Raw genomic sequence first — 19,828 nt, 5'->3', positions numbered from 1 at the left:
ACTTTGCTGATTGCAACTTACGATATCTGGTGATTGGGTGCGTGGGATGATTTTGAGCGTTTTAAGGGCGTGAGTTCAAAGTTTGCGTCCCTTTGTTATGAGCAGCGTGGTGGGCAAATGCTGCGCACTTGCGCCACCCTACGGTTTTCACGCTTTTCGTTTGAGGCAGTTTTTCTGATGGTCGTTGACCAATCCCACCGCTTGCATAAAGGCGTAGCAAACCGTTGTACCCATGAATTTGAAGCCACGCTTTTTGAGGTCTTTGGCGAGGGCGTCGGATTCTGCGGTATGGGTGGGGTAGTCGGATAGATTGACAAAGGCTTGATCGATTGTTTTGCCACCGACAAATGACCAGAGGTAGGTATCGAAGCTACCGAATTCTTTTTGTATTTCTAAAAAACTGCGGGCGTTTTGCACCGTGGCGTTGATTTTCAGCCGGTTGCGCACGATGCCTGCGTCTTGCAGCAGGCTGGCGATTTTGGCATCGTCGTATTGTGCGATGATATTCGGGTCAAATTGGTCAAAGGCGCGGCGGTAGTTTTCACGCTTGCGCAGGATGGTGTACCAGCTCAGTCCCGCTTGTGCGGACTCTAGCACGATAAACTCAAACAGTACACGGTCGTCGTGTACGGGCTGGCTCCATTCGTCATCGTGGTAGGCGATGTAGTCGGGTTTGGTCAAATCAACCCATGCACAGCGGCATGGGTGATCTGGGTGGGTGTGTTTACTCATCTGATGGGGCAAAACTGATGGTCAAAATTTAAAGCACTTCATTGGCAAAATCGGCCAGACGCGAGCGTTCACCGCGCTTGAGCGTGATGTGCGCGCTGTGCGGCCAGTTTTTAAAGTGTTCCACCACATACGCCAGACCGGATGAGGCTTCGGTCAAATACGGCGTGTCGATCTGCGACAGATTGCCCATACACACGACTTTGGTGCCGGAGCCGGCGCGGGTGATGAGGGTTTTCATCTGTTTGGGCGTGAGGTTTTGCGCTTCGTCGATGACCAGCAGTTTGTCGACGAAGGTGCGACCGCGCATAAAACTCATGGCTTTGATCTTGACTTTGTTTTTGATCAATTCGCCGGTCGCGGCACGTGCCCATTCGCCTGCGTGGGCGTCGCCTTTGATGAGCACTTCGAGGTTGTCTTGCAATGCGCCCATCCACGGGGTCATTTTTTCCTCTTCCGTTCCGGGGAGGAAGCCAATGTCTTCGCCGACAGCGACGGTTGCACGGGTGATGATGACTTCGGCGAATCGTCCCATTTCGAGGGTTTGTTGCAGCGCAGCGGCGATGGTGAGCAGGGTTTTGCCCGTGCCGGCTTGACCGAGTAGGGTGACAAAGTCAATATTGGTGTCCATCAACACGTTCAGCGCGTAGTTTTGTTCGCGGTTACGCGCGCCGATGCCCCAAACACCGTGTTTCGGATTGGTGTAGTCAATCAAGGTGCGGATGACCGCGCTGCGTCCGGTCGGGTCGATTTCAACCACTTGACCATGCAGCGGTGTGGTGTCGGGATGCTCGTAGTACAGGTATTCGTTCATTGACCACTGACTGACCAAAGGTCCTTGGACGCGGTAGTAGGTGTATGCGCCTTCTTGCCACGATTCAAGGTTTTTACTGTGGTGTTCCCAAAAATCCACAGGCAGGGCAAATTGGCCGTCGTACAACACGTCTACGTCGTCAATCACTTGATCGTTGAAGTAGTCTTCGGCGTTCAGACCGAGCGCGCGCGCCTTGATGCGCATATTGATGTCTTTCGAGACCAATACGACCGTGCGGTCTTTGTGCTGCGTTTGCATGGCGTGCACGACACCGAGAATTTGGTTGTCGGCTTTGCCCACGGGCAATGCTTTGATCAATTCGGCATCACTGCTGCTGATCAATTGGGTTTGGAAAAACAGTCGGCCCAGCTGGTCGGTGAAGCTGATTTTATTGAGCGTGTTCAGCGGGATGCCTTGTTCCAAATCGTTCGGGCTGGCAGCCATCAACTGATCGAGCATACGCGAGACCGAGCGACCATTGCGCGCGGTTTCGGTCGTGCCTTTTTTGTGCGCGTCGAGTTCTTCCAAAGCAATCAGCGGAATGTAAACGTCGTGCTCCTCAAAGCGGAACAAGCAGCTCGGGTCGTGCAACATGACGTTGGTATCGAGTACGAATAATTTTTTTCCGTCGTTTTGTTCGAATTTTCGCCGCGCGCGTGAATGAGGTGCTTTTTTCGACGTGGTCGGCTGTTTGGCTAATTGCGCGGTTGCGTTTGAGGAGACGGCCTTGGATGCATGATTCGGTGTGTGTTTCGGCACATTTTGAGGCGTCACTTTTTGAGTAGCAGGCGCAGTTGCACCGCTCACGGTTGAGATCGGTTTTGCCTTGGCAGCAGGCGGTGCGCTGTGCGTCGTGGTTTGGTGCGGCTTCTGTGCAGCGTGTGCCGGTGTTGCGGCGTGCGTTTGGCTCGGTTTGGCTTGCGTAGTCGAGGCTGTGGTTGAAACTGCGGTTGAAGCGGGTACTTGTTCGGAGAGCGGGGTAGTGCTCGGTGTCATGCGGGGTGTCGCATTAGACGTTGCGTTGGACGTCAGTTGCGTTAATAAGCTGCCTTTTTTGCTCGGGGCTTTGGGTAGTGGCATGGTGCGTCGCTCTCCGTTGGGTGGTTAATTTATTACTTGTATGTCATTGTACGATGTGACTGTGACATCTTTTTGTCATGTGTCAATTATTTTACAGCGTGCGCACAAACGCCAAAACTTCGTTCACATGACCGTCCACTTTGACTTTGCGCCATTCGTGGATGAGCGTGCCTTTGGCATCGATGACAAAGGTGCTGCGCTCAATGCCGACGACTTGTTTGCCATACATCATTTTTTGCTTGATGACGTCAAACTGGCGGCACAGCGCTTCTTCGGGATCGCTGATCAGCTCGAACGGCAGCTCCAGATTGGCCTTGAAGCGGTCATGTGATTTGAGCGAGTCGCGCGAAATACCGAAAATCACGGTGTTGGCTTGGGCAAATGATGCGAAGTTTTCACGAAACGCGATGGATTCGTTGGTACAGCCGGGGGTGCTGTCTTTCGGATAGAAATACAAAATCACTGTTTTGCCACGGTAATCGGACAGTTTGAACGGCTGATATTCGCCTGCGGTGGCGGTGGTCATGTGTAGATCAATGTCTGTGACAACGTGATTCAGAGATGCGTTTGTGCTCATGGTGTTCCTTTATCAAAAATATTTTGAAATCAATTATTTAACATTTGTCATATTCATCAATTGTCCGTCGTGGGCAGCAAAATCAATGCCAGTACGCGGCGGTCTTCGCTAATCAGCACATTGTACGAGCGCGCGGCAGCACCTGAAGTCATGCACTCCACACCGATGCCGGCTTGGTAAAACGGCGCCAGTACGCTCGGTGGCAAAAATGCCTGACGGTTACCCGTACCGATGATCACCACCTCAGGTTTTTCGCCATTGTCACTGCACTGGCCGCTGAGCATCTCTTGCCAAATCGGCAGATCGGCGCTGCTCAGCTCCTGTACGGTGCGCATGGGCAGGGTTTTGACCGTGCCAATGGGCGGGATCAACAGGCTGCTGTGATGCGGTACTTTATTGATGGCAATTTCACCGTCCACGCACGAGGTAATGGTGTTTTGCAATGGGTTGGGTTGGGCTTCTGCGAACATAATTTAATAAAATTTAATGTTTATTTAAATTTATCCAGAATATTTTTTGAAAACCATCAAAAAATAGACTTTTATATGGAAAAATGCGGGGAACAGGCGTATACTGTTGCAGTGCAAAAAAATCAGTGTGCGAACACCGAATGTTTGCACGAGTTTGAGGCATTTTAGCAAGTTTTGCGTGTGTATTCGGATTAAATCACCAATAAATATCACATCAAACCGGATCCGCCATGAATTCATGGTTTTGCCTTTGCGAATAAGCAGAATAAGTATTTATCCCGTTCATTTAACTTTACGATTAATTATCATGCGTCCCATCATCCAATCTCATAAACTCGACAATGTTTGTTACGATATCCGCGGCCCGATCATGCAAAGGGCGCAACAAATGGAGGCCGATGGGCAGCGCATCATCAAACTGAACATCGGTAATTTGGCCGCATTCAAATTCGAAGTACCCGAGGAGATGGAGCAGGATTTGGCGCGTAACATCAGCCAAGCGGGTGGCTACACCGATTCCAAAGGGATTTTCTCCGCGCGCAAGGCGATTCAGCACGACGCGCAACAAAAAAACATCAAAGGCGTGACCTTGGACGACATCATCGTCGGCAACGGCGTGTCCGAATTGATCGGCTTTGTCATGCAAGGTTTGCTCAACCCGGGCGATGAAGTGCTCGTGCCGTCCCCTGATTATCCTCTGTGGACGGCCGCGACCAGTTTGGCCAGTGGTACACCGGTGCACTATTTGTGCGAAGAGGAAAACGGCTGGAATCCGTCGATCAGCGACATTCGCGCCAAAGTCACGCCGAATACCAAAGCCATTGTGGTCATCAACCCAAACAATCCGACCGGCGCGATTTACTCGACCGAAGTACTGCTCGACATCATTCAGGTGGCGCGTGAAAACGGCTTGGTTGTGATGGTGGATGAAATTTACGATAAAGTTTTGTACGACGGTCACAAACACGTTTCCATGGCTTCGTTGGCCAATGATGTATTTTTTATCACCATGGGTGGACTGTCGAAAAACTACCGCGCCTGTGGCTACCGCGCCGGCTGGATGATTTTGTCGGGCGCGAAAGAAGCGGCGAAAAACTACATCGAAGGGCTGGTGTTGCTCGCCTCCATGCGCCTGTGCGCCAATGCGCCGGGTCAACATGCGATTCAAACCGCGCTCGGCGGTTATCAAAGCATCAACGATCTGATTGCCGAGGGTGGTCGTTTGCGTCGCCAGCGTGATTTGGCCTACGACATGATCACCGCGATTCCGGGCGTGAGCTGCGTCAAGCCGAACGCCGCCATGTACCTGTTCCCGAAACTGGATCCGAAGATTTACCCGATTCAAAACGATCAAGAGTTCGTACTCGAATTTTTAGAGCGTGAAAAAGTGCTGGTGGTGCAAGGCACCGGCTTTAATTGGGTGAAAAACGATCATCTGCGCTTTGTGTTTTTACCGCATGAAGAAGAGCTCAAAGAAGCGATCAAACGCTTCGCGCGCTTCCTCGCTTTTTACCGTGAGCGCGCGGGGACGAATCATCTGATCGAGGCCGAAGCGACGCCCGGCTAAATGATAGGCATGGACAAGCCCGATTCTGCGGATTCGGGCTTTTTTATTCACCGATATTGCTTTTGTGCTTGGGTAGACTTTATCATGCACAGGTAATCCTTCTTTAGAAATGATTTTATGTCCGAACTCGACCTACATCCTCCCTTAACGATTGCCTGCGTACAAATGGTCTCCTCAACCACGGTGCAAGATAACCTTGATGCAGCCGCGCGCGGTATTGCGCAGGCGGCGGACATGGGCGCGCAGGTGGTGGTATTGCCCGAATATTTTTGTATCATGGGGCAAAAAGACACGGATAAAGTGGCAGTGGCCGAAGACTATCGCGCCGATCTGCCCGATGACAGCACGCCGATTCAATTGGCGATGCAAATGCTTGCCAAACAACATCAGGTCTATGTGATCGCGGGCACGATTCCGCTCAAATGTCCCGATGCAGACAAGGTGTACAACACCACCTTGGTCTACGCACCCGATGGCGCGGTGGTGGCGCGCTACGACAAAATCCACTTGTTTGGCTTTAATAACGGTATGGAGTCCTACGACGAGGCGCGCACGATTTATGCGGGTGATACCGCGCAAGCGCCTGTGGTGTGGGACAGCCCGTGGGGCAAAATCGGTTTGTCGATTTGCTACGACGTGCGCTTTCCCGAGCTGTATCGCGCGGCGCGTGATGTGATCGCTTGGGTAAACGTCGCGGCGTTCACATTCACCACCGGACAGGCGCATTGGGAATTACTCATGCGTACGCGTGCGGTGGAGAACCAATGCTATGTGGTGGCGTGCGGACAAGGCGGACGCCATGACAATGGCCGCCAAACCTTTGGCCACAGCATGATTATCGATCCGTGGGGTGTGGTGCAAGCCGTGCACGAAACCGGCGAAGGCGTGATCGCCGCACCGATCAAACTGTCTCGAATTGAGCGGGTGCGCAGCAGCATTCCGGCTCTGAGCCATCGCGTTTTATAAAGCGCAATCATCTGATTTCTAACCAACCTTTGAACTAACCTTTTAATTAACCCTTTAGTTAACCTTTAAGTGAGGAAAATATGAACTGTGTGAATATCAACGATTTACCCCAAATGATGCGCCCGAACGAGCAAGGCTTTTTCGGTTCCTACGGCGGCGCGGTAGACCATCCGGTGCTGGCCGCAGAAATGGAAAAAATCAAAGCGGCGTTTTACGACATCATCCAGGACGACGAGTTTAAAAATGAAATGCAACGCTTGCAAGAAACCTACGTCGGTCGTCCATCCCCGATTTACCACGCGAAAAATCTCTCCAATCTGGTGCCGAATGGCGCACAGATTTACCTCAAGCGCGAAGACCTGAACCATACCGGCGCGCATAAAATCAATCACTGCATCGGCGAAGTCTTGTTGGCCAAAAAAATGGGCAAGAAAAAGGTCATCGCCGAAACCGGCGCAGGGCAACACGGTGTAGCCTTGGCCACGGCGGCCGCATTGGTCGGCCTCGAATGCGAAATTCACATGGGTGTGGTGGACATCGCCAAAGAGCATCCGAACGTCTCTCGCATGAAAATTCTCGGTTGTACACTGGTTCCCGTATCCGAAGGGGCGGGCACGCTCAAAGAAGCGGTGGACAGCGCGTTTGGCGCGTATTTGCAAGATCCGGTGAACACCATGTTTGCCATCGGCTCGGTGGTCGGGCCATCACCATTTCCTGAAATGGTGTCGTATTTTCAATCCATCGTCGGCTGCGAAGCGCGCCAACAGTTCGAACAAATGACCGGAAAATTACCGGACGAAGTGGCGGCCTGCGTGGGGGGCGGCTCGAATGCGATTGGTCTGTTCAGCGGATTTTTGGATGAAAAAGAGGTGCGCATCGTGGGTGTAGAGCCTGCGGGCGAAGGGCTGGACACCGGTCGTCATGCGGCGACATTGACGCTGGGCAAACCGGGACATATTCAAGGCTTCCGTTGCTATGTGTTGCAAGATGAACATGGCAACCCAGCGGCGGTACACTCCGTCGCATCCGGCTTGGATTATCCGGGGGTCGGGCCGGTGCATTGCCACCTGAAAGACATCGGTCGTGTGAACTACGAAACCGCAACGGACAAAGAAACCTTGGATGCATTCATGACGCTTTCACGCGAAGAGGGCATCATCCCTGCGCTGGAATCCTCACACGCCGTCGCCTATGCGCTGCGCCGCGCGCGCGAGCTGGGCGCGGAAGGTCAGGGCAAAACGATTTTGGTCAATTTGTCGGGTCGAGGCGATAAAGACATCGACTTTGTGATTCAAAAATTAGGTTTGTGATGGTAGAGAAAGGGGAATCAAATTCCCCTTTCAAATTGCTGACAAACCTTCTCAATGTCAAATTCAGTACAAAATCTAAGAAAAATGCCGTTATACCCGCGCAAGTGGGTATCCAGAAATTCTAATAGAAACAATTGGTTAGAGTCTCAAAATAGATTCCCGCTAAAATCATGCGGGAATGACGGAGCTTTTTTAGGCGTATGTACCACTTTGTCAACAGCCTCAAAGGGGAATCCAATTCCCCTTTTTGCTTTATGAAAGAATGATTATGACTATGCATACAATACAAATTGCTCGTTTATCTGTCGGGTCAATATACAAGCTGTTTGGGGTTGGTCTTTTAAGTTTTATGGTACCGTTTTCTACGCTGATGGGCGTATTGGCGCTTTTTGGGTTCAACACAGTGAGGTGGAATGGTCAGCCATTGACGGGTGCTTTGGGTTTATTGCTTAGTCCTTTTATAGGCTTATTTATTGCGGGCGTATTTACGTTGTTCGTAGGTACGTTGATTGCTTTAGGCTTATGGCTGTTCTCTTGGGTTCGGCCAATGACGCTAAAGGTCAAAGACTTAAAATAAGTTAAGGAAGCGCGGATTAAGCTCACACCATCCCATTTTCAATTGAAGTGATGAGTTTGAAAACGGAATCCCCCTCAAACTCATCACAAATAGTCCCGATAAACGGGTGATTTACTGCAATGCGCCGTATTTTGGCGCATTGCAGACGGATTTATGGTGTCAAAGGTCGATTTCCTTTGACGATGTTGAACAAGGCAAGCAGGACAAACGCACGATTAGCGTTTTTAGCCAAGCCACGGTAGCGCGCTTTTGCAAAGCCCCAAATGCGTTTGATCCAGAGGAAGGGATGCTCAACACGGGCACGCACAGAACTCTTGCGGCGATTGCTCATACGCTGTTCATCGGTCAGGTCACGATTGCGGAATTTGCGGTGATTGGTAAAGTCTTTGGCTTTGGATGAGCGTTCACGCATAGTGGTCTTCTGGCCGATGTAGGCCGAATCGCCGTACACGCGAGTTTCATCACCGTGCATGAGATTGGGTAATTCCTGACTGTCGTGAATACTTGCGGTAGTCACGGTGCTGCTGTGAACAAGCCCGGTTTTGCTGTCCACGCCGATATGTACTTTCATACCGAAGTGCCACTGATTGCCTTTCTTGGTGGAGCTCATTTCAGGGTCGCGTTCGCTCTTTGCATTTTTGGTAGAACTCGGTGCAGCAATGATGGTGGCGTCGACGATCGTGCCGCCAGATAGTCGTAGCCCCGCATTGTCCAGAAGGCTGCCGACCACTCCAAAGAGTTGCTCGCCGAGCTTGTGACGTTCAAGTAGGTGGCGAAAGTTCTCCAATGTCGTGGCATCGGGGATGGGTTCATTGCCAAGGTCGAATTTACAGAAATGGCGGGCTGTGGGCATGTTGTACAGAAAGTCTTCACAGGCTTCATCGGCAAGGTTGAACCAGTGGGCTACGAAGTACATCCGCAGCATCCGCTCCAGACCTCGTGGTGGACGACCCTTGCCAACTTTGGGATAGTGCGGTTCTATCACGGTACACAGTTCTTTCCACGGAATGAGCTTGTCCATCTTCTCAAGGAAGATTTCTTGTTTGGTGCGTTTACGATATTTGTCAAACGTGCCGGATAAACTGAGTTGCTGCATCGGATGCCTCTGGTGTTTTTAAGATGTGACTATTTTATTTCAATTCTCTGATTGCGTGACTTGTTCCGTGATTCCTTAAAGTATTATGTTATTTTTAGAGGGCTATTTATGTCGATTTCCGGTATCAGTCATATCACCTTTATCGTTCGTGATTTGGAGCGAGCCACACAGTTTTGGTGTGAGGGCTTGGGTGCGCAGATGGTGTATGACAGTGGCGAGCGGTATTTTTCCACCGCGCCTGAGCGATTTTTTGTGCTGGGCGGCGTGTGGATCGCGGTGATGCAGGGTGAGCCTGCCGAGCGCTCGTATCGGCATGTGGCGTTTGCTGTAGATGAGGCATCTTTGCCGGAGTATGAACGCAATTTGCAGCGGTTGGGCGTGCGTTTTCAGCCGCCTCGTCCGCGTGTCGCAGGCGAGGGATTATCGCTGTATGTGCATGATTTTGATGGCCATTTGATTGAGCTGCACACGGGGACGCTGGAGCAACGCTTGGTTAGTTATCGAGCGCTGAGTGATTGAATGTAATTGTTTGGGTTGGGAGTTTTATGCGTGTTTGGTCTTTACATCCGAAATACCTTGATCCGCAGGGTTTGGTTGCCTTGTGGCGTGAGTCGTTGCTCGCGCGGGCGGTGCTCAAGGGCGAAACGAAAGGCTACCGCCAGCATCCGCAGTTGCTGCGATTCCAACAGCATGCGGATCCGCTGGGCGCGATGGAGTGCTATTTGCAGGCTGTATATGCCGAGGCGGTGGCGCGGGGTTATCGCTTTGATGCGAGCAAAGTGCAGGCTGAGTCTTTATCGGCCATCGCGCGCATGACAGTGACTGAGGGACAATTGGCGTATGAGTGGGCGCACCTGTTGCGCAAGTTGTCCGCGCGCTCACCCGCGGTGTATGAACAATGGGCGGGTGTGGTAACGCCCGAATGCCACCCTTTGTTTGTGCCAGTGGCGGGTGAAGTTGAGGCTTGGGAAAAAGTGTTGTGAGCAGCCATCTGATGCGTTGACAAGTTATATTCATCCGTCAACGCTAAGATGTATCGTGCGTTTAATCAAGGCGTTCATTGTGAGGGACGTACTAATTATTGATAAAAGGATTCGTTATGAGTTTTCTGCAAAAAAGTGTGTTGGGTGCGTGTGCATTAGTTATTATGGGTTGTGCCAGCGCGCCGGCGCAACGTCCGGCTGACACTGCTCCAGCAACCAAGCCACAGGCTTCCGCTCCGGGTGCGACAACTACTCAGCAGCTGTTGGGTTCGTATGCGTCCGAAGGCTACGACAAACGGGCACAAGGTTACGATTGGGTCGGTGTAACGGTTGCTCCTGCGGATCAGAAGCAGCTGCGCATTGCCGTACGCTCACGCGCGGATAAAAAGAAACCAACCTGCACGTTTGATGCGGTGGTACAGCCACTCAGCCCGACGGTGTATCAAGCGTCAGTGGAAGGCAAAAACATTCTGTTCACCTTTGCCCGTGATACGGTCACCATCTCGACGAAATCCGATGCGGATCGCGGCGTGCTGAATTATTACTGCTCCGGTGGCGGTAGCTTGGCCGACACTTACCGCAAAATCAATGGCGAACTCGATCAGCGCCAAGTCGATCCACGCGTATTCCAGAAAAATTTAAACTCATGGAATCAGGTGGGTTTTAACGTAAGTGCTACGGGGGCAGGCTCTACTCAGCAGTTGACCATCCAGCCTTACGGATTTAAAGTGGACAATAGCAAAATCACAATGCCAGTCGATGGCCAAGTGGTGGGTGCTGAATTGGGCGACCTCAATGTCGATGGCTATCCTGAATTGCTGGTGTATACGCAATCAGCTGGCAGCGGTAGCTATGGTAATGTAATTGCGTATTCATCCAATCGCAATAAGTCATTGAGCCAAGTCCCTTTCCCGAATATTGCTGATCACGCCAAAGCGGGCAAAGGCTATATGGGGCACGATGAATTTGCTGTGGTGGAAAATACGTTTGTACAACGTTTCCCTGTCTATGCTCCTCAAGATACGAATAGCCGCCCGAGCACCGGCATAATGCGCCAAATCCAATACAAAATGCGCGATGGCGAAGCGTCACGTCAATTTGTGATTGACCGCATTGTGGAATATCCGATGGATTGATGAGTGCTCAAGGATGTGTTTTGAGTAAAAAGCCTCCGATGTCGGAGGCTTTTTTTGTGGTGTTTCTGATGAGTGGAGTTGGCGGCTCAGTGCTGCGTCAGCACCGGCCTATCGTTTGCCTGCACCCCATTTGTTTTTGGCCAACTGGTATATATAAATGAGTGCGCCCAGTACAATCAGCAAAAAGCCAATTGGCAGCAGACCAAACGGCTCATGCAAAACACCTTGCGCATCGACGGTAGAGCCGATCAAATTGAACGCGAGCAGGCACAGCGCACCAGCCACGAGCAGGAGAAAAGCGGTTTTTTTCAGCATAGTTGGTTTCCTCATCCATTTTTGTTCGTATGGGTTTAATACGCACAGTTTAACTCCAAAGATGCGATTTGGTTGACGCTGGGATGAATGAGTTTGGACGTGTTGTAAGTCATTCATTATTTATTGCTTGCGCAGACTTAATGTTATAATATAACAATTAAAATCAATCCCTACTGATAACATCATGAACAATGCTCAATTTCTTCAATCCGCAGCCGAACATTGCCTGAAAAACGGTGCGAATCTGACCGATTTGCGTCGCCAAGTTCTTGATTTGGTTTTGGCGCACGACGGTGTGGTTAAAGCCTATCAAATTCTGAGTGATTTGCAGCAGGCACGCGGCTCGGCCGCGCCGCCGACGGTGTACCGCGCTTTGGAGTTTTTGGTGGAGCAGGGGATTTTGCACCGTGTCGAGGCGCTCAATGGCTATGTGGTGTGCCGTCATTTGGACTGCGCGCATCCGAGTGTGATTCTGACTTGCCGCGATTGTGGCAAAGTCGATGAAATGGCGGCGGATGAAGGTTTCATGACCTTGCGTCAGTTATGCGCTGGTCATGGGTTTGAAATGGACGAGCAGCAATTATTGCTCAATGGCCGTTGCGTGCAGTGCAGCGAACAGATTAAAAAATCATAACAAGGCTGTTGGTACATTTTCCTTCCTTTTGCATTTCTCTTGCCAAAGAGCGAAGGCAAAAGCGGCGCCGAACCCGTCATCATTCAGCACATTATATTCAGCAAAGTTCTATGAAAATTCCTAAATTAAATCTTCTCACCATGTCCGTCGTGACTCGGCTCGCGCTGGCGGCGGGGCTGTTGGCGCTGCTGTGGCTGGTGATTGCGTGGGCCTTGGGTTGGACAGCGGGTGACTCAGGGGGTGCGCGATGAGCGTGTACGTGAGCAATATCACGGTCAGTTATCAGCGCCGTCCCGCCGTGCATCACGTCAGCGGACGCTTTGAATGCGGCGTGGCAACGGCCATCGTCGGGCCGAATGGTGCAGGCAAAAGTACTTTACTCAAGGCCATTGCGGGGATTTTGCCGCTCGATCATGGCAAGGTGGCTTTGAGCGATTGCTCACCGAATGAGATCGCTTATCTGCCACAGAAGGCGGAGATTGATTTGTCGATGCCGATGACGGTATTTGAGCTGGTGGCGACAGGTTTGTGGCGACGCATGGGCGCGTTTGCGGGCATGGATGAGGCGGGTTTGGCACGGGTGGAACAGGCGTTAGAACAGGTGGGCATGCAGGGTTTTACTGCTCGGCCTTTGGCGGCGTTGTCGATTGGGCAATTGCAACGGGTGTTATTTGCGCGGATTTTGGTGCAGGATGCGCCGGTGATTTTGCTCGATGAGCCGTTCAATGCGGTGGATGCGAAAACCACGGAGGTGTTGCTGGGTTTGGTACATCGTTGGCAAGAGGAGCAGCGCACGGTGATCGCGGTGCTGCATGATTTTGAGCAGGTCAAGCGGTATTTTCAAAGTGCCTTGCTGCTCGCGCATGAGGTGGTGGCGTGGGGCACGCCGAATGAGGTGCTGACTGCACAAAACTTGATGCGGGCGAATGAGCGCTGCGCACATTGGTTCGATGAGGGTGAGGTCTGTTTGACCGATGAGCAGTTGAATGTGCAGGCGATTTATGTCGAGCAGCTCTCGCACGATCATCACACGCACGACCATCATTCGCACGACCATTCGCACGATGATGGCCATACTCATGGCGAACATGCGCACACGCATTCGGGAGGGCGCGTATGAGTTTGTATCAGATGCTGATTGCACCGTTTGCCGATTTTGCCTTTATGCGCCGTGCTTTGGCTGGTTGTTTGGCTTTGGCTTTGGGCAGCGGGCCGGTGGGTTTGATGCTGGTGTTGCGCCGCATGAGCTTGATGGGTGACGCGATGAGTCATGCGGTTTTGCCCGGCGCGGCCTTGGGCTTTATGTGGTTCGGCTTGAGTTTGCCAGCCATGAGTGTCGGTGGCTTTTTCGCCGGTGTGGTGGTGGCGATGTTGGCAGGGCTGGCAACGCGTTTTTCAAATTTGAAAGAGGATGCGAACTTTGCGGCGTTTTATCTGATGGCCTTGGCCTTGGGTGTGCTGATGATTTCCAAATCGGGCAATCAGGTGGATTTGATTCACATTTTGTTTGGCTCGGTGTTGGCGGTGGATACGGCGGCGTTGCTGTTGATGGGCATGGTCTCGACGGTTTCCTTGCTCGGCTTGGCCGTGATTTATCGTCCGCTGGTGCTTGAGGGTGTTGACCCGATTTTTTTGCGCTCGGTCGGTGGGCGCGGCGGCGTGTGGTATTTGGTGTTTTTGATGCTGGTGGTGCTCAATCTGGTGGCGGGTTTTCAGTCGCTGGGCACGCTGATGTCGGTTGGTTTGATGATGTTGCCGGCGATCAGCGCGCGATTGTGGTCGCATAGTATCGGAAAGATGTTGACGATTTCGGTATTGATTGCATTGACCTCGGGTTTTTTGGGCTTGCTGTTGTCATACCATTTTGAGTGGGCTTCGGGGCCGGCGATTATTTTTATTGCCGGATTGATGTATGTGGGGTCTTTGTTGTTCGGCTCTGTGGGTGGGGTCTTGCCGCGTTTGGTGCGGTTGAAACATTTTGAAAAATAATAGGGAGGTTGTATGCGTTGGTTTTCTAAAGTGGTTATGGCGTTTGCCAGTGTGGGGGTATTGGCCTGTGGTCAGGGCGCGGGTTCAAAACCCACTGCGTCTGGCGAGGCAGGCAGCGCGCCGAAAGCGGCTGAAACAGCGGTTTCGGTAGATCCGGCCAAAGGGCAGTTGCTGCGTGTGGTGAGTAGTTTCAGCGTTTTGGGTGATATGGCGCGTGAAATTGGTGGGGAGCGTGTGCAAGTTGAGAATTTGGTCGGCATTGATCAAGACGCGCATGTGTATCAGCCGACGCCACAGGATTTGCAAAAATTAAAAAATGCGCAGGTATTCGTGAGCAATGGTTTGAATTATGAGGGCTGGATGGCGCGGATGCAGGAGAACTCGGGATTTAAAGGCGTGAGCGTGGTGGCAAGCAACGGCGTGCCTGCCATCGAAGCGCCCAAGCACGGCGAGCAAGGACATGACCATGAGCGCGATCACCAAAATGCAGCCGCACCTGCAGATGGTCACGCTCATGGCGCAATGGATCCGCATGCTTGGCTCGATGCGACTTTGGTGGAAAAATATTATGTGCCGAATATCCTGAAAGGCTTGATCGCCGCTGATCCTGCCGGAGAAGCCTATTACAAACAGCGTGCGCAAGCCTATTCGGCGCAGTTGAACCAGCTATCCATTCAGATTCACCAGATTCTGGATCGCATTCCGCGCGCGCAACGCAAAGCGGTGGTGAATCACCGTTCGTTTGAATACTTTGGCAAGGCTTATGGCGTGGACTTTCATTCTGCGCAGGGACTGACCACCGAAAGCCAACCCTCGGCCAAACAGGTTGCGCAACTGATTGAACAGATCAAACAAGACCAAATTCGGGCGTTGTTCGTCGAAAACATCAGCAATCCGAAGCTGATTGAGCAAATTGCCAGCGAAACCGGCGTGCGTGTGGGTGGCAAACTCTATTCGGAATCGCTCTCATCAGAAACCGAGGCCTATGGTGCTACCTATTTGAAAATGATGCAATACAATGCCAATCAACTGTTCGCCGCGATGCGCTAAATTAAACGAATGGATTCAATGTTGTGTCATCCATTTAGCGAGTGAACCGTTTTACCAGTGATACGACCGCCATCGGGTTGGTGGCGGCGATCCAACCTCAAGGGAGAAGTTTGTTATGAAGCACCAATTGTTAATGACTGCGGCAGCAGGTCTGTTGTGTATGAGTTTAGCCGCTTGCTCAAAACCAGCAGAAAAAGCACCGGCACCAGCACCTGCTGCACCGGCAACGACTGCTCCGGCCGCAGCGCCAGCACCTGCACCAACAGCGGCAGCACCAGCCGCTGCGAATGCAACGACTGACACCGTTGTAACCAAGTTCAAAGCCAATGGTTTTTCACCGGCTTGGGAAGCCATGATTGACGGCAACACCGTTACCTTTGAGGTACCGGAAATCATGACACCGGATGGCAAAAAACACACCATCAAAGTGGAGCGTTCCGCTTATGCCAAAGGCGCTACTTTCAACGGCAAAGATGGCAATACACCATTTAGCTTGGACATCAAAACGTCCGAGTGTATTAAAACGGGTGATAAACGCCAATTCACCGCCACTTTGGCCTATGGCAAGAGCGTGTACAAAGGCTGTGCGGATGCGGTGAAATAAACCGGATCACAGTCAGCGCAATGAAAAAGCAAGCTTACCGCTTGCTTTTTCTATGGGTCTTATTTGATGCACACCTATTTATTGAGGGCGGTAACGCCGCGTCGGCAAACCTGCCACCGGCAGTTGGATGCTCAGAATGAATCCGTTGGCTGGATATTGAGCCAGCTCATCCACGGGGCGATCGCCCGTCGTGGTGATGATCAAGGTCTTTAAGTCTGCGCCGCCAAAGCATGGCATGGTCGGGCATTTCGCCGGTAAAGCGATTTTTTGCAGCACCGTACCGTCGGGTGCGGTTTGCACGATTTGCCCGCCTTCAAACAGTGCGCCCCAATAATTCCCAGCCGAGTCAACCACTGCGCCATCGGGGCGGCCTTGATACGGTTCGCTTGGATTACTTTGCTGGCGCGTGTCCACCGTCTGGACAAACACTTGGCGGTGGCTCAATGCGCTTTCTACGGGTAATTTTTCTGAAAAATCATAGCGATACACCGTGTGTGCCTGCGTGTCGGCGTGATACACGCGCGTACCGTCGGGTGACATCGCCCAGCCGTTTGCCGTGGTCACGCCCCAGTCTTGCCACGGTTTTTGCGCGGCTTGTTCACCGAGAATGGCTTTGAGTTCACCTCGTTCGAGACAATACAACCCCGCACCGGCATGGGTTTTCGGCGCGAATAGCGAGCCAATCCACCAGCGGCCTTGCGCATCCACACCGCCGTCGTTAAAACGTGTGGTGGCGGTGTCGTAGGGTGCGGCGATCCAAATTTCGGGCGTAATATCGGCGCTTTCAATATCCGGATTCAATCGGGCAATACCTGCCCGCAGCGCGAGCAGTAATTCACCCGAATCGCTCAAGGCAATCGCACCCGGGTCAAATGCATCACGCTGTGGCAACTGCCATACACGGTGTTCTGCATCCGAATGGCGATGAATGCGGCGTTTCGGAATATCAATCCAAAACCAACATTGGCGTTGGTCATCCCACAACGGCGATTCGGCCAAACCCGCGCGTTCGCTTTCGGGATTTGCAGCGCCGTATAAAATCTCGATGTTCATGGCGATCAATGCTTATTGTGCCGCTTGTGGTGATTGCGCAGCCAAAAACGCTTCGCGTGCGAGCGCCTGAATGCCGACAAAATCATTGTTTGCCAGCTTGTCTGCCGGTGCAATCCATGTCCCGCCGAGTGCGACGACGTTCGGTTGCGCCACATAATCGGCCACTTTTTCCAGACGCACGCCGCCGGTCGGCATGAATTGAATGTGTGGCAGAGGCGAGGCCAAAGATTTGATCATATTCAAGCCACCGACCACTTCGGCGGGGAAGAGTTTCACCACTTTGAATCCGGCATCGGCCAAGGTCAATGCTTCGGAAGGCGTGGCACAGCCTGGGATGAATGACCAACCTGATTCGACAATCGCTTTGAGCAAGCTCGGCGACGTGCCCGGACTGACACCAAACTCGGCGCCTGCATCGCGTGCGGCGCGAATATTGTCATCATTCAAAATCGTACCCGCGCCAATCACCAGCTCAGGGCATGTCGCGCGCATGGTGCTGATGACCTCCAATGCAGCAGGTGTGCGCAAGGTGACTTCCACCACGGTCAAGCCGCCGTCTTGCAAAGCACGGGCGAGCGGCGCAGCATGGTTGACATCGTTCACGACGACGACGGGGACGATTTTGCATTGGGCGAGGGCGGTGTGTAGTTTGTTCATGATGCTCCTTTATGAATGACTGAGGTGGGGCGTTACTTTGCGTTTGAGCAATTCGATTAACTCGGCTTGCATGTATTGGTAGTGGTCGGGAATATCGAGGCAAATAATGCGCTTGTTGTGCAAAAGGCGCGGGTATTTTTGCGTCAATTTACGCCGGTGGGTATTTTCCATGACAAAAATGACATCTGCCCATTCGATTTGCTCCGCTGATACCATCACGTCGGCGTCGTGTGAAACGCCTGCCGAATCGGTTTCGGTGTGTGCATAATCAGCAAAAACCTGCTCCGCAGTCGGGCTGCGCAGTTGATTTTTGCCGCAGATGAACAAGACTCGGGTCACAGCGTGTCATCCTCCAGCAACCAAGTCGCACCCAGCTCGGCGCGTCCGACATGGCGTCGCGCCACGGCAAACATATCGAGCCAGTATTCGGTCACGGCGGGCGGTTTCACGGCATTCGGGCGGGCGGCCAGTTCAGCTTCATCGACCTCCAGTTGTAATACGCCGTTTTCGGAGTCCAATACCATCCAGTCGCCGTTTTGGATTTTGGCAATCAAGCCGCCGTCCAAAGCCTCGGGCGAGACATGAATGGCCGCAGGAACTTTGCCCGAAGCGCCGGACATACGGCCATCGGTCACGAGAGCGATTTTTTGTCCGCGATCTTGCAGCACGCCCAGCGGCGGTGTGAGTTTGTGCAGCTCAGGCATGCCGTTGGATTTTGGCCCTTGGAAACGCACCACGGCGATGAAGTCCTGTCCGTCCAATTCGCCCGCGTCAAACGCAGCTTGCAATTCGGTTTGCGATTCAAATACTTTGGTCTGTGCGCGAATCACGCGGTGTTCGGGTTTGACCGCCGAGGTTTTAATCACGGCGTTACCCAGATTTCCTTGCAGCAGTTTCAAGCCGCCATCAGGCGAGAATGCTTCGGCGAACGGGCGCACAATGTTTTTGTCCAAGCTGCGCACTACGCCGACACGCCATTTCAATGTATCGCCATCCAAATACGGCTCTTGCGTATACGGTGCAAGCCCTTTGCCCATTTGATTCGATACCACGGTGTCCACGTCGTCGTGCAGCAGTCCAGCGCGACGCAATTGACCAATGACATAGCCCAGCCCGCCCGCAGCGTGGAATTGGTTCACGTCCGCCGAACCATTCGGATAGACGCGCGCGAGCAGCGGAATGATTTCGCCGAGCGCATGCATGTCTTCCCAACGCAACTCGATCCCCGCCATGCGTGCAATCGCCACGAGGTGCAGGGTGTGGTTGGTTGAGCCGCCGGTGGCGAGCAGGCCGATCACGCCGTTGATGATGGATTTTTCGTTGAGCAACTGCGCCAGCGTCAGATTCGGATGATTCAGGTTGACCAATAATTGTGTCACTGCCGCGTCGTCTAATGCAGCGCGCAGTGGTGTGCCCGGATTAACAAAGGCGCTGCCCGGCAGCATCAAACCCATGAATTCGAGCATCATTTGGTTGGAGTTGGCAGTACCGTAGAACGTACAGGTGCCTTCGGAATGGTAGGCACTCATTTCTGACTGCAACAGCTCTTCGCGCGTGGCCTCACCGACGGCGTAACGCTGGCGCACTTTGGCTTTTTCATCATTACCAATGCCGGTGGTCATCGGCCCTGCGGGCATGAACAATGCGGGCAAATGACCAAACGCAGCAGCGCCCATCAACAAACCGGGAACGATTTTGTCGCACACGCCGAGCAGCAGTGCGCCGTCAAATACCTGATGCGACAGGCCAATCGCGGTGGTTTGGGCAATCACATCGCGCGAGAACAGGGATAACTCCATGCCCGCGTAACCCTGCGTCACGCCGTCGCACATGGCTGGCGTTGCACCGGCGACCTGTGCGGTTGCACCGTGTTTGCGCGCTTGCGCCTTGATGCGATTCGGATAGTGTGCGTAGGGATGGTGCGCCGAAAGCATGTCGTTGTAGGCGGTGATGATACCGAGATTCGGCGCACGCTCGACTTTCAGGCGAAACTGATCTTGACCTGCGGCGGCGTAGGCGTGGGCGAGGTTGGCGCAGCCCATACGATCGCGCGAAGGCGTTTCTTTCGCGCTTTGTTCGACGCGTTGCAAATAACGTGCGCGGCTGGCGCGACTGCGCTCAATCAGGCGCTCGGTGATGGCATGTAATTGCGGGTGAATGTGGTTTGATGTACTCATATTGGCCTTTGCTTGAATATGATTAAAATTATAGTTTTGCTTGA

23 protein-coding genes are annotated in these 19,828 nt (G+C 52.7%); 13 read left to right on the top strand and 10 right to left on the bottom strand.

The annotated features are described in order from the left end of the window. Positions 1-147: 147 nt before the first annotated feature. From ACZ41M_RS04070 to ACZ41M_RS04055, 4 genes are all read right to left on the bottom strand, one after another. Positions 148-732, bottom strand: a complete 585-nt coding sequence (locus ACZ41M_RS04070; protein ID WP_464730192.1) for a DNA-3-methyladenine glycosylase I — start codon at positions 730-732, stop codon at positions 148-150. A 28-nt stretch (positions 733-760) separates the two neighbouring features. Continuing rightward, complete coding sequence (locus tag ACZ41M_RS04065; protein ID WP_464730193.1) at positions 761-2,623, bottom strand: PhoH family protein; 1,863 nt, start codon at positions 2,621-2,623, stop codon at positions 761-763. Between the two features lie 91 nt (positions 2,624-2,714). After that, positions 2,715-3,200 carry a peroxiredoxin gene (locus tag ACZ41M_RS04060; protein ID WP_464730194.1) on the bottom strand — a complete coding sequence of 162 codons (486 nt, stop codon included), beginning with the start codon at positions 3,198-3,200 and terminating at the stop codon, positions 2,715-2,717. A gap of 56 nt (positions 3,201-3,256) precedes the next feature. After that, positions 3,257-3,670, bottom strand: coding sequence for an Mth938-like domain-containing protein (locus ACZ41M_RS04055; RefSeq protein ID WP_464730195.1), 414 nt, complete (start codon positions 3,668-3,670; stop codon positions 3,257-3,259). A gap of 307 nt (positions 3,671-3,977) precedes the next feature. On the opposite strand from ACZ41M_RS04055, the gene ACZ41M_RS04050 reads away from it, so the two are divergent. From ACZ41M_RS04050 to ACZ41M_RS04035, 4 genes are all read left to right on the top strand, one after another. Then, positions 3,978-5,237, top strand: coding sequence for a pyridoxal phosphate-dependent aminotransferase (locus ACZ41M_RS04050; protein ID WP_464730196.1), 1,260 nt, complete (start codon positions 3,978-3,980; stop codon positions 5,235-5,237). 117 nt (positions 5,238-5,354) lie between these two features. Next, complete coding sequence (locus ACZ41M_RS04045) at positions 5,355-6,203, top strand: carbon-nitrogen hydrolase family protein (RefSeq protein ID WP_464730197.1); 849 nt, start codon at positions 5,355-5,357, stop codon at positions 6,201-6,203. An 80-nt stretch (positions 6,204-6,283) separates the two neighbouring features. Next, a complete protein-coding gene (gene trpB / locus ACZ41M_RS04040; protein ID WP_464730198.1) occupies positions 6,284-7,513 on the top strand; it encodes a tryptophan synthase subunit beta in 1,230 nt (409 codons plus the stop codon). A 268-nt stretch (positions 7,514-7,781) separates the two neighbouring features. Then, on the top strand, positions 7,782-8,090 hold the full coding sequence (locus tag ACZ41M_RS04035; RefSeq protein WP_464730199.1) for a hypothetical protein: 309 nt from the start codon (positions 7,782-7,784) through the stop codon (positions 8,088-8,090). Positions 8,091-8,241: 151 nt separating this feature from the next. Here ACZ41M_RS04035 and ACZ41M_RS04030 read toward each other — a convergent pair whose 3' ends face one another. Further along, on the bottom strand, positions 8,242-9,186 hold the full coding sequence (locus ACZ41M_RS04030; RefSeq protein ID WP_464730200.1) for an IS5 family transposase: 945 nt from the start codon (positions 9,184-9,186) through the stop codon (positions 8,242-8,244). Positions 9,187-9,294: 108 nt separating this feature from the next. On the opposite strand from ACZ41M_RS04030, the gene fosX reads away from it, so the two are divergent. The 3 genes from fosX to ACZ41M_RS04015 all read left to right on the top strand — a co-directional run bounded on the left by fosX (position 9,295) and on the right by ACZ41M_RS04015 (position 11,305). Further along, a complete protein-coding gene (gene fosX / locus ACZ41M_RS04025) occupies positions 9,295-9,705 on the top strand; it encodes a FosX/FosE/FosI family fosfomycin resistance hydrolase (protein WP_464730201.1) in 411 nt (136 codons plus the stop codon). Positions 9,706-9,731: 26 nt separating this feature from the next. After that, positions 9,732-10,169 carry a pyrimidine dimer DNA glycosylase/endonuclease V gene (locus ACZ41M_RS04020; protein ID WP_464730202.1) on the top strand — a complete coding sequence of 146 codons (438 nt, stop codon included), beginning with the start codon at positions 9,732-9,734 and terminating at the stop codon, positions 10,167-10,169. Between the two features lie 116 nt (positions 10,170-10,285). Beyond that, a complete protein-coding gene (locus ACZ41M_RS04015; protein WP_464730203.1) occupies positions 10,286-11,305 on the top strand; it encodes a PliI family lysozyme inhibitor of I-type lysozyme in 1,020 nt (339 codons plus the stop codon). Between the two features lie 108 nt (positions 11,306-11,413). Here ACZ41M_RS04015 and ACZ41M_RS04010 read toward each other — a convergent pair whose 3' ends face one another. Then, positions 11,414-11,620: a DUF3955 domain-containing protein gene (locus ACZ41M_RS04010; protein WP_464730204.1), complete on the bottom strand. Its 207-nt coding sequence runs from the start codon at positions 11,618-11,620 to the stop codon at positions 11,414-11,416. A gap of 184 nt (positions 11,621-11,804) precedes the next feature. On the opposite strand from ACZ41M_RS04010, the gene ACZ41M_RS04005 reads away from it, so the two are divergent. The 6 genes from ACZ41M_RS04005 (at position 11,805) to ACZ41M_RS03980 (ending at position 15,897) form a co-directional block, all read left to right on the top strand. Then, positions 11,805-12,254, top strand: a complete 450-nt coding sequence (locus ACZ41M_RS04005) for a Fur family transcriptional regulator (RefSeq protein ID WP_464730205.1) — start codon at positions 11,805-11,807, stop codon at positions 12,252-12,254. Between the two features lie 110 nt (positions 12,255-12,364). Next, on the top strand, positions 12,365-12,505 hold the full coding sequence (locus ACZ41M_RS04000; RefSeq protein WP_464730206.1) for a hypothetical protein: 141 nt from the start codon (positions 12,365-12,367) through the stop codon (positions 12,503-12,505). Then, entirely contained in the window at positions 12,502-13,374 is an 873-nt protein-coding gene (locus ACZ41M_RS03995; protein WP_464730207.1) for a metal ABC transporter ATP-binding protein, read from the top strand. Before ACZ41M_RS04000 ends, ACZ41M_RS03995 begins: the two co-directional genes overlap by 4 nt. After that, entirely contained in the window at positions 13,371-14,243 is an 873-nt protein-coding gene (locus ACZ41M_RS03990; protein WP_464730208.1) for a metal ABC transporter permease, read from the top strand. The genes ACZ41M_RS03995 and ACZ41M_RS03990 overlap by 4 nt, the downstream gene beginning before the upstream one ends. Before the next feature lie 12 nt (positions 14,244-14,255). Continuing rightward, positions 14,256-15,293, top strand: a complete 1,038-nt coding sequence (locus ACZ41M_RS03985) for a metal ABC transporter solute-binding protein, Zn/Mn family (protein ID WP_464730209.1) — start codon at positions 14,256-14,258, stop codon at positions 15,291-15,293. 115 nt (positions 15,294-15,408) lie between these two features. Continuing rightward, positions 15,409-15,897 (top strand): hypothetical protein, encoded by a 489-nt coding sequence (locus ACZ41M_RS03980; protein ID WP_464730210.1) that lies wholly within the window; start codon positions 15,409-15,411, stop codon positions 15,895-15,897. 78 nt (positions 15,898-15,975) lie between these two features. Here ACZ41M_RS03980 and ACZ41M_RS03975 read toward each other — a convergent pair whose 3' ends face one another. The 4 genes from ACZ41M_RS03975 to edd are packed head-to-tail and all read right to left on the bottom strand — an operon-like array spanning position 15,976 to position 19,784. After that, on the bottom strand, positions 15,976-16,950 hold the full coding sequence (locus ACZ41M_RS03975) for an SMP-30/gluconolactonase/LRE family protein (RefSeq protein WP_464730211.1): 975 nt from the start codon (positions 16,948-16,950) through the stop codon (positions 15,976-15,978). A gap of 12 nt (positions 16,951-16,962) precedes the next feature. Then, on the bottom strand, positions 16,963-17,607 hold the full coding sequence (eda, locus tag ACZ41M_RS03970; RefSeq protein ID WP_464730212.1) for a bifunctional 4-hydroxy-2-oxoglutarate aldolase/2-dehydro-3-deoxy-phosphogluconate aldolase: 645 nt from the start codon (positions 17,605-17,607) through the stop codon (positions 16,963-16,965). A gap of 9 nt (positions 17,608-17,616) precedes the next feature. Beyond that, on the bottom strand, positions 17,617-17,946 hold the full coding sequence (locus tag ACZ41M_RS03965) for a low molecular weight protein tyrosine phosphatase family protein (RefSeq protein ID WP_464730213.1): 330 nt from the start codon (positions 17,944-17,946) through the stop codon (positions 17,617-17,619). After that, the gene (gene edd, locus ACZ41M_RS03960) at positions 17,943-19,784 is read right to left on the bottom strand and encodes a phosphogluconate dehydratase (RefSeq protein WP_464730214.1); all 1,842 of its coding nucleotides are present in this window, start codon (positions 19,782-19,784) and stop codon (positions 17,943-17,945) included. Before edd ends, ACZ41M_RS03965 begins: the two co-directional genes overlap by 4 nt. Between the last annotated feature and the right edge of the window lie 44 nt (positions 19,785-19,828).

The organism is Puribacter membranae, assembly GCF_055380425.1.
The sequence above is the reverse complement of the archived record's forward strand: the minus strand, read 5'-3'. Positions and strand labels throughout refer to the sequence as shown.

Coding starts and splice junctions, on each gene's coding strand:
- ACZ41M_RS04070 (WP_464730192.1), bottom strand. CDS start 732: ATGAGTAAACACACCCACCCAGATCACCCATGCCGCTGTGCATGGGTT.
- ACZ41M_RS04065 (WP_464730193.1), bottom strand. CDS start 2,623: ATGCCACTACCCAAAGCCCCGAGCAAAAAAGGCAGCTTATTAACGCAA.
- ACZ41M_RS04060 (WP_464730194.1), bottom strand. CDS start 3,200: ATGAGCACAAACGCATCTCTGAATCACGTTGTCACAGACATTGATCTA.
- ACZ41M_RS04055 (WP_464730195.1), bottom strand. CDS start 3,670: ATGTTCGCAGAAGCCCAACCCAACCCATTGCAAAACACCATTACCTCG.
- ACZ41M_RS04050 (WP_464730196.1), top strand. CDS start 3,978: ATGCGTCCCATCATCCAATCTCATAAACTCGACAATGTTTGTTACGAT.
- ACZ41M_RS04045 (WP_464730197.1), top strand. CDS start 5,355: ATGTCCGAACTCGACCTACATCCTCCCTTAACGATTGCCTGCGTACAA.
- trpB (WP_464730198.1), top strand. CDS start 6,284: ATGAACTGTGTGAATATCAACGATTTACCCCAAATGATGCGCCCGAAC.
- ACZ41M_RS04035 (WP_464730199.1), top strand. CDS start 7,782: ATGACTATGCATACAATACAAATTGCTCGTTTATCTGTCGGGTCAATA.
- ACZ41M_RS04030 (WP_464730200.1), bottom strand. CDS start 9,186: ATGCAGCAACTCAGTTTATCCGGCACGTTTGACAAATATCGTAAACGC.
- fosX (WP_464730201.1), top strand. CDS start 9,295: ATGTCGATTTCCGGTATCAGTCATATCACCTTTATCGTTCGTGATTTG.
- ACZ41M_RS04020 (WP_464730202.1), top strand. CDS start 9,732: ATGCGTGTTTGGTCTTTACATCCGAAATACCTTGATCCGCAGGGTTTG.
- ACZ41M_RS04015 (WP_464730203.1), top strand. CDS start 10,286: ATGAGTTTTCTGCAAAAAAGTGTGTTGGGTGCGTGTGCATTAGTTATT.
- ACZ41M_RS04010 (WP_464730204.1), bottom strand. CDS start 11,620: ATGCTGAAAAAAACCGCTTTTCTCCTGCTCGTGGCTGGTGCGCTGTGC.
- ACZ41M_RS04005 (WP_464730205.1), top strand. CDS start 11,805: ATGAACAATGCTCAATTTCTTCAATCCGCAGCCGAACATTGCCTGAAA.
- ACZ41M_RS04000 (WP_464730206.1), top strand. CDS start 12,365: ATGAAAATTCCTAAATTAAATCTTCTCACCATGTCCGTCGTGACTCGG.
- ACZ41M_RS03995 (WP_464730207.1), top strand. CDS start 12,502: ATGAGCGTGTACGTGAGCAATATCACGGTCAGTTATCAGCGCCGTCCC.
- ACZ41M_RS03990 (WP_464730208.1), top strand. CDS start 13,371: ATGAGTTTGTATCAGATGCTGATTGCACCGTTTGCCGATTTTGCCTTT.
- ACZ41M_RS03985 (WP_464730209.1), top strand. CDS start 14,256: ATGCGTTGGTTTTCTAAAGTGGTTATGGCGTTTGCCAGTGTGGGGGTA.
- ACZ41M_RS03980 (WP_464730210.1), top strand. CDS start 15,409: ATGAAGCACCAATTGTTAATGACTGCGGCAGCAGGTCTGTTGTGTATG.
- ACZ41M_RS03975 (WP_464730211.1), bottom strand. CDS start 16,950: ATGAACATCGAGATTTTATACGGCGCTGCAAATCCCGAAAGCGAACGC.
- eda (WP_464730212.1), bottom strand. CDS start 17,607: ATGAACAAACTACACACCGCCCTCGCCCAATGCAAAATCGTCCCCGTC.
- edd (WP_464730214.1), bottom strand. CDS start 19,784: ATGAGTACATCAAACCACATTCACCCGCAATTACATGCCATCACCGAG.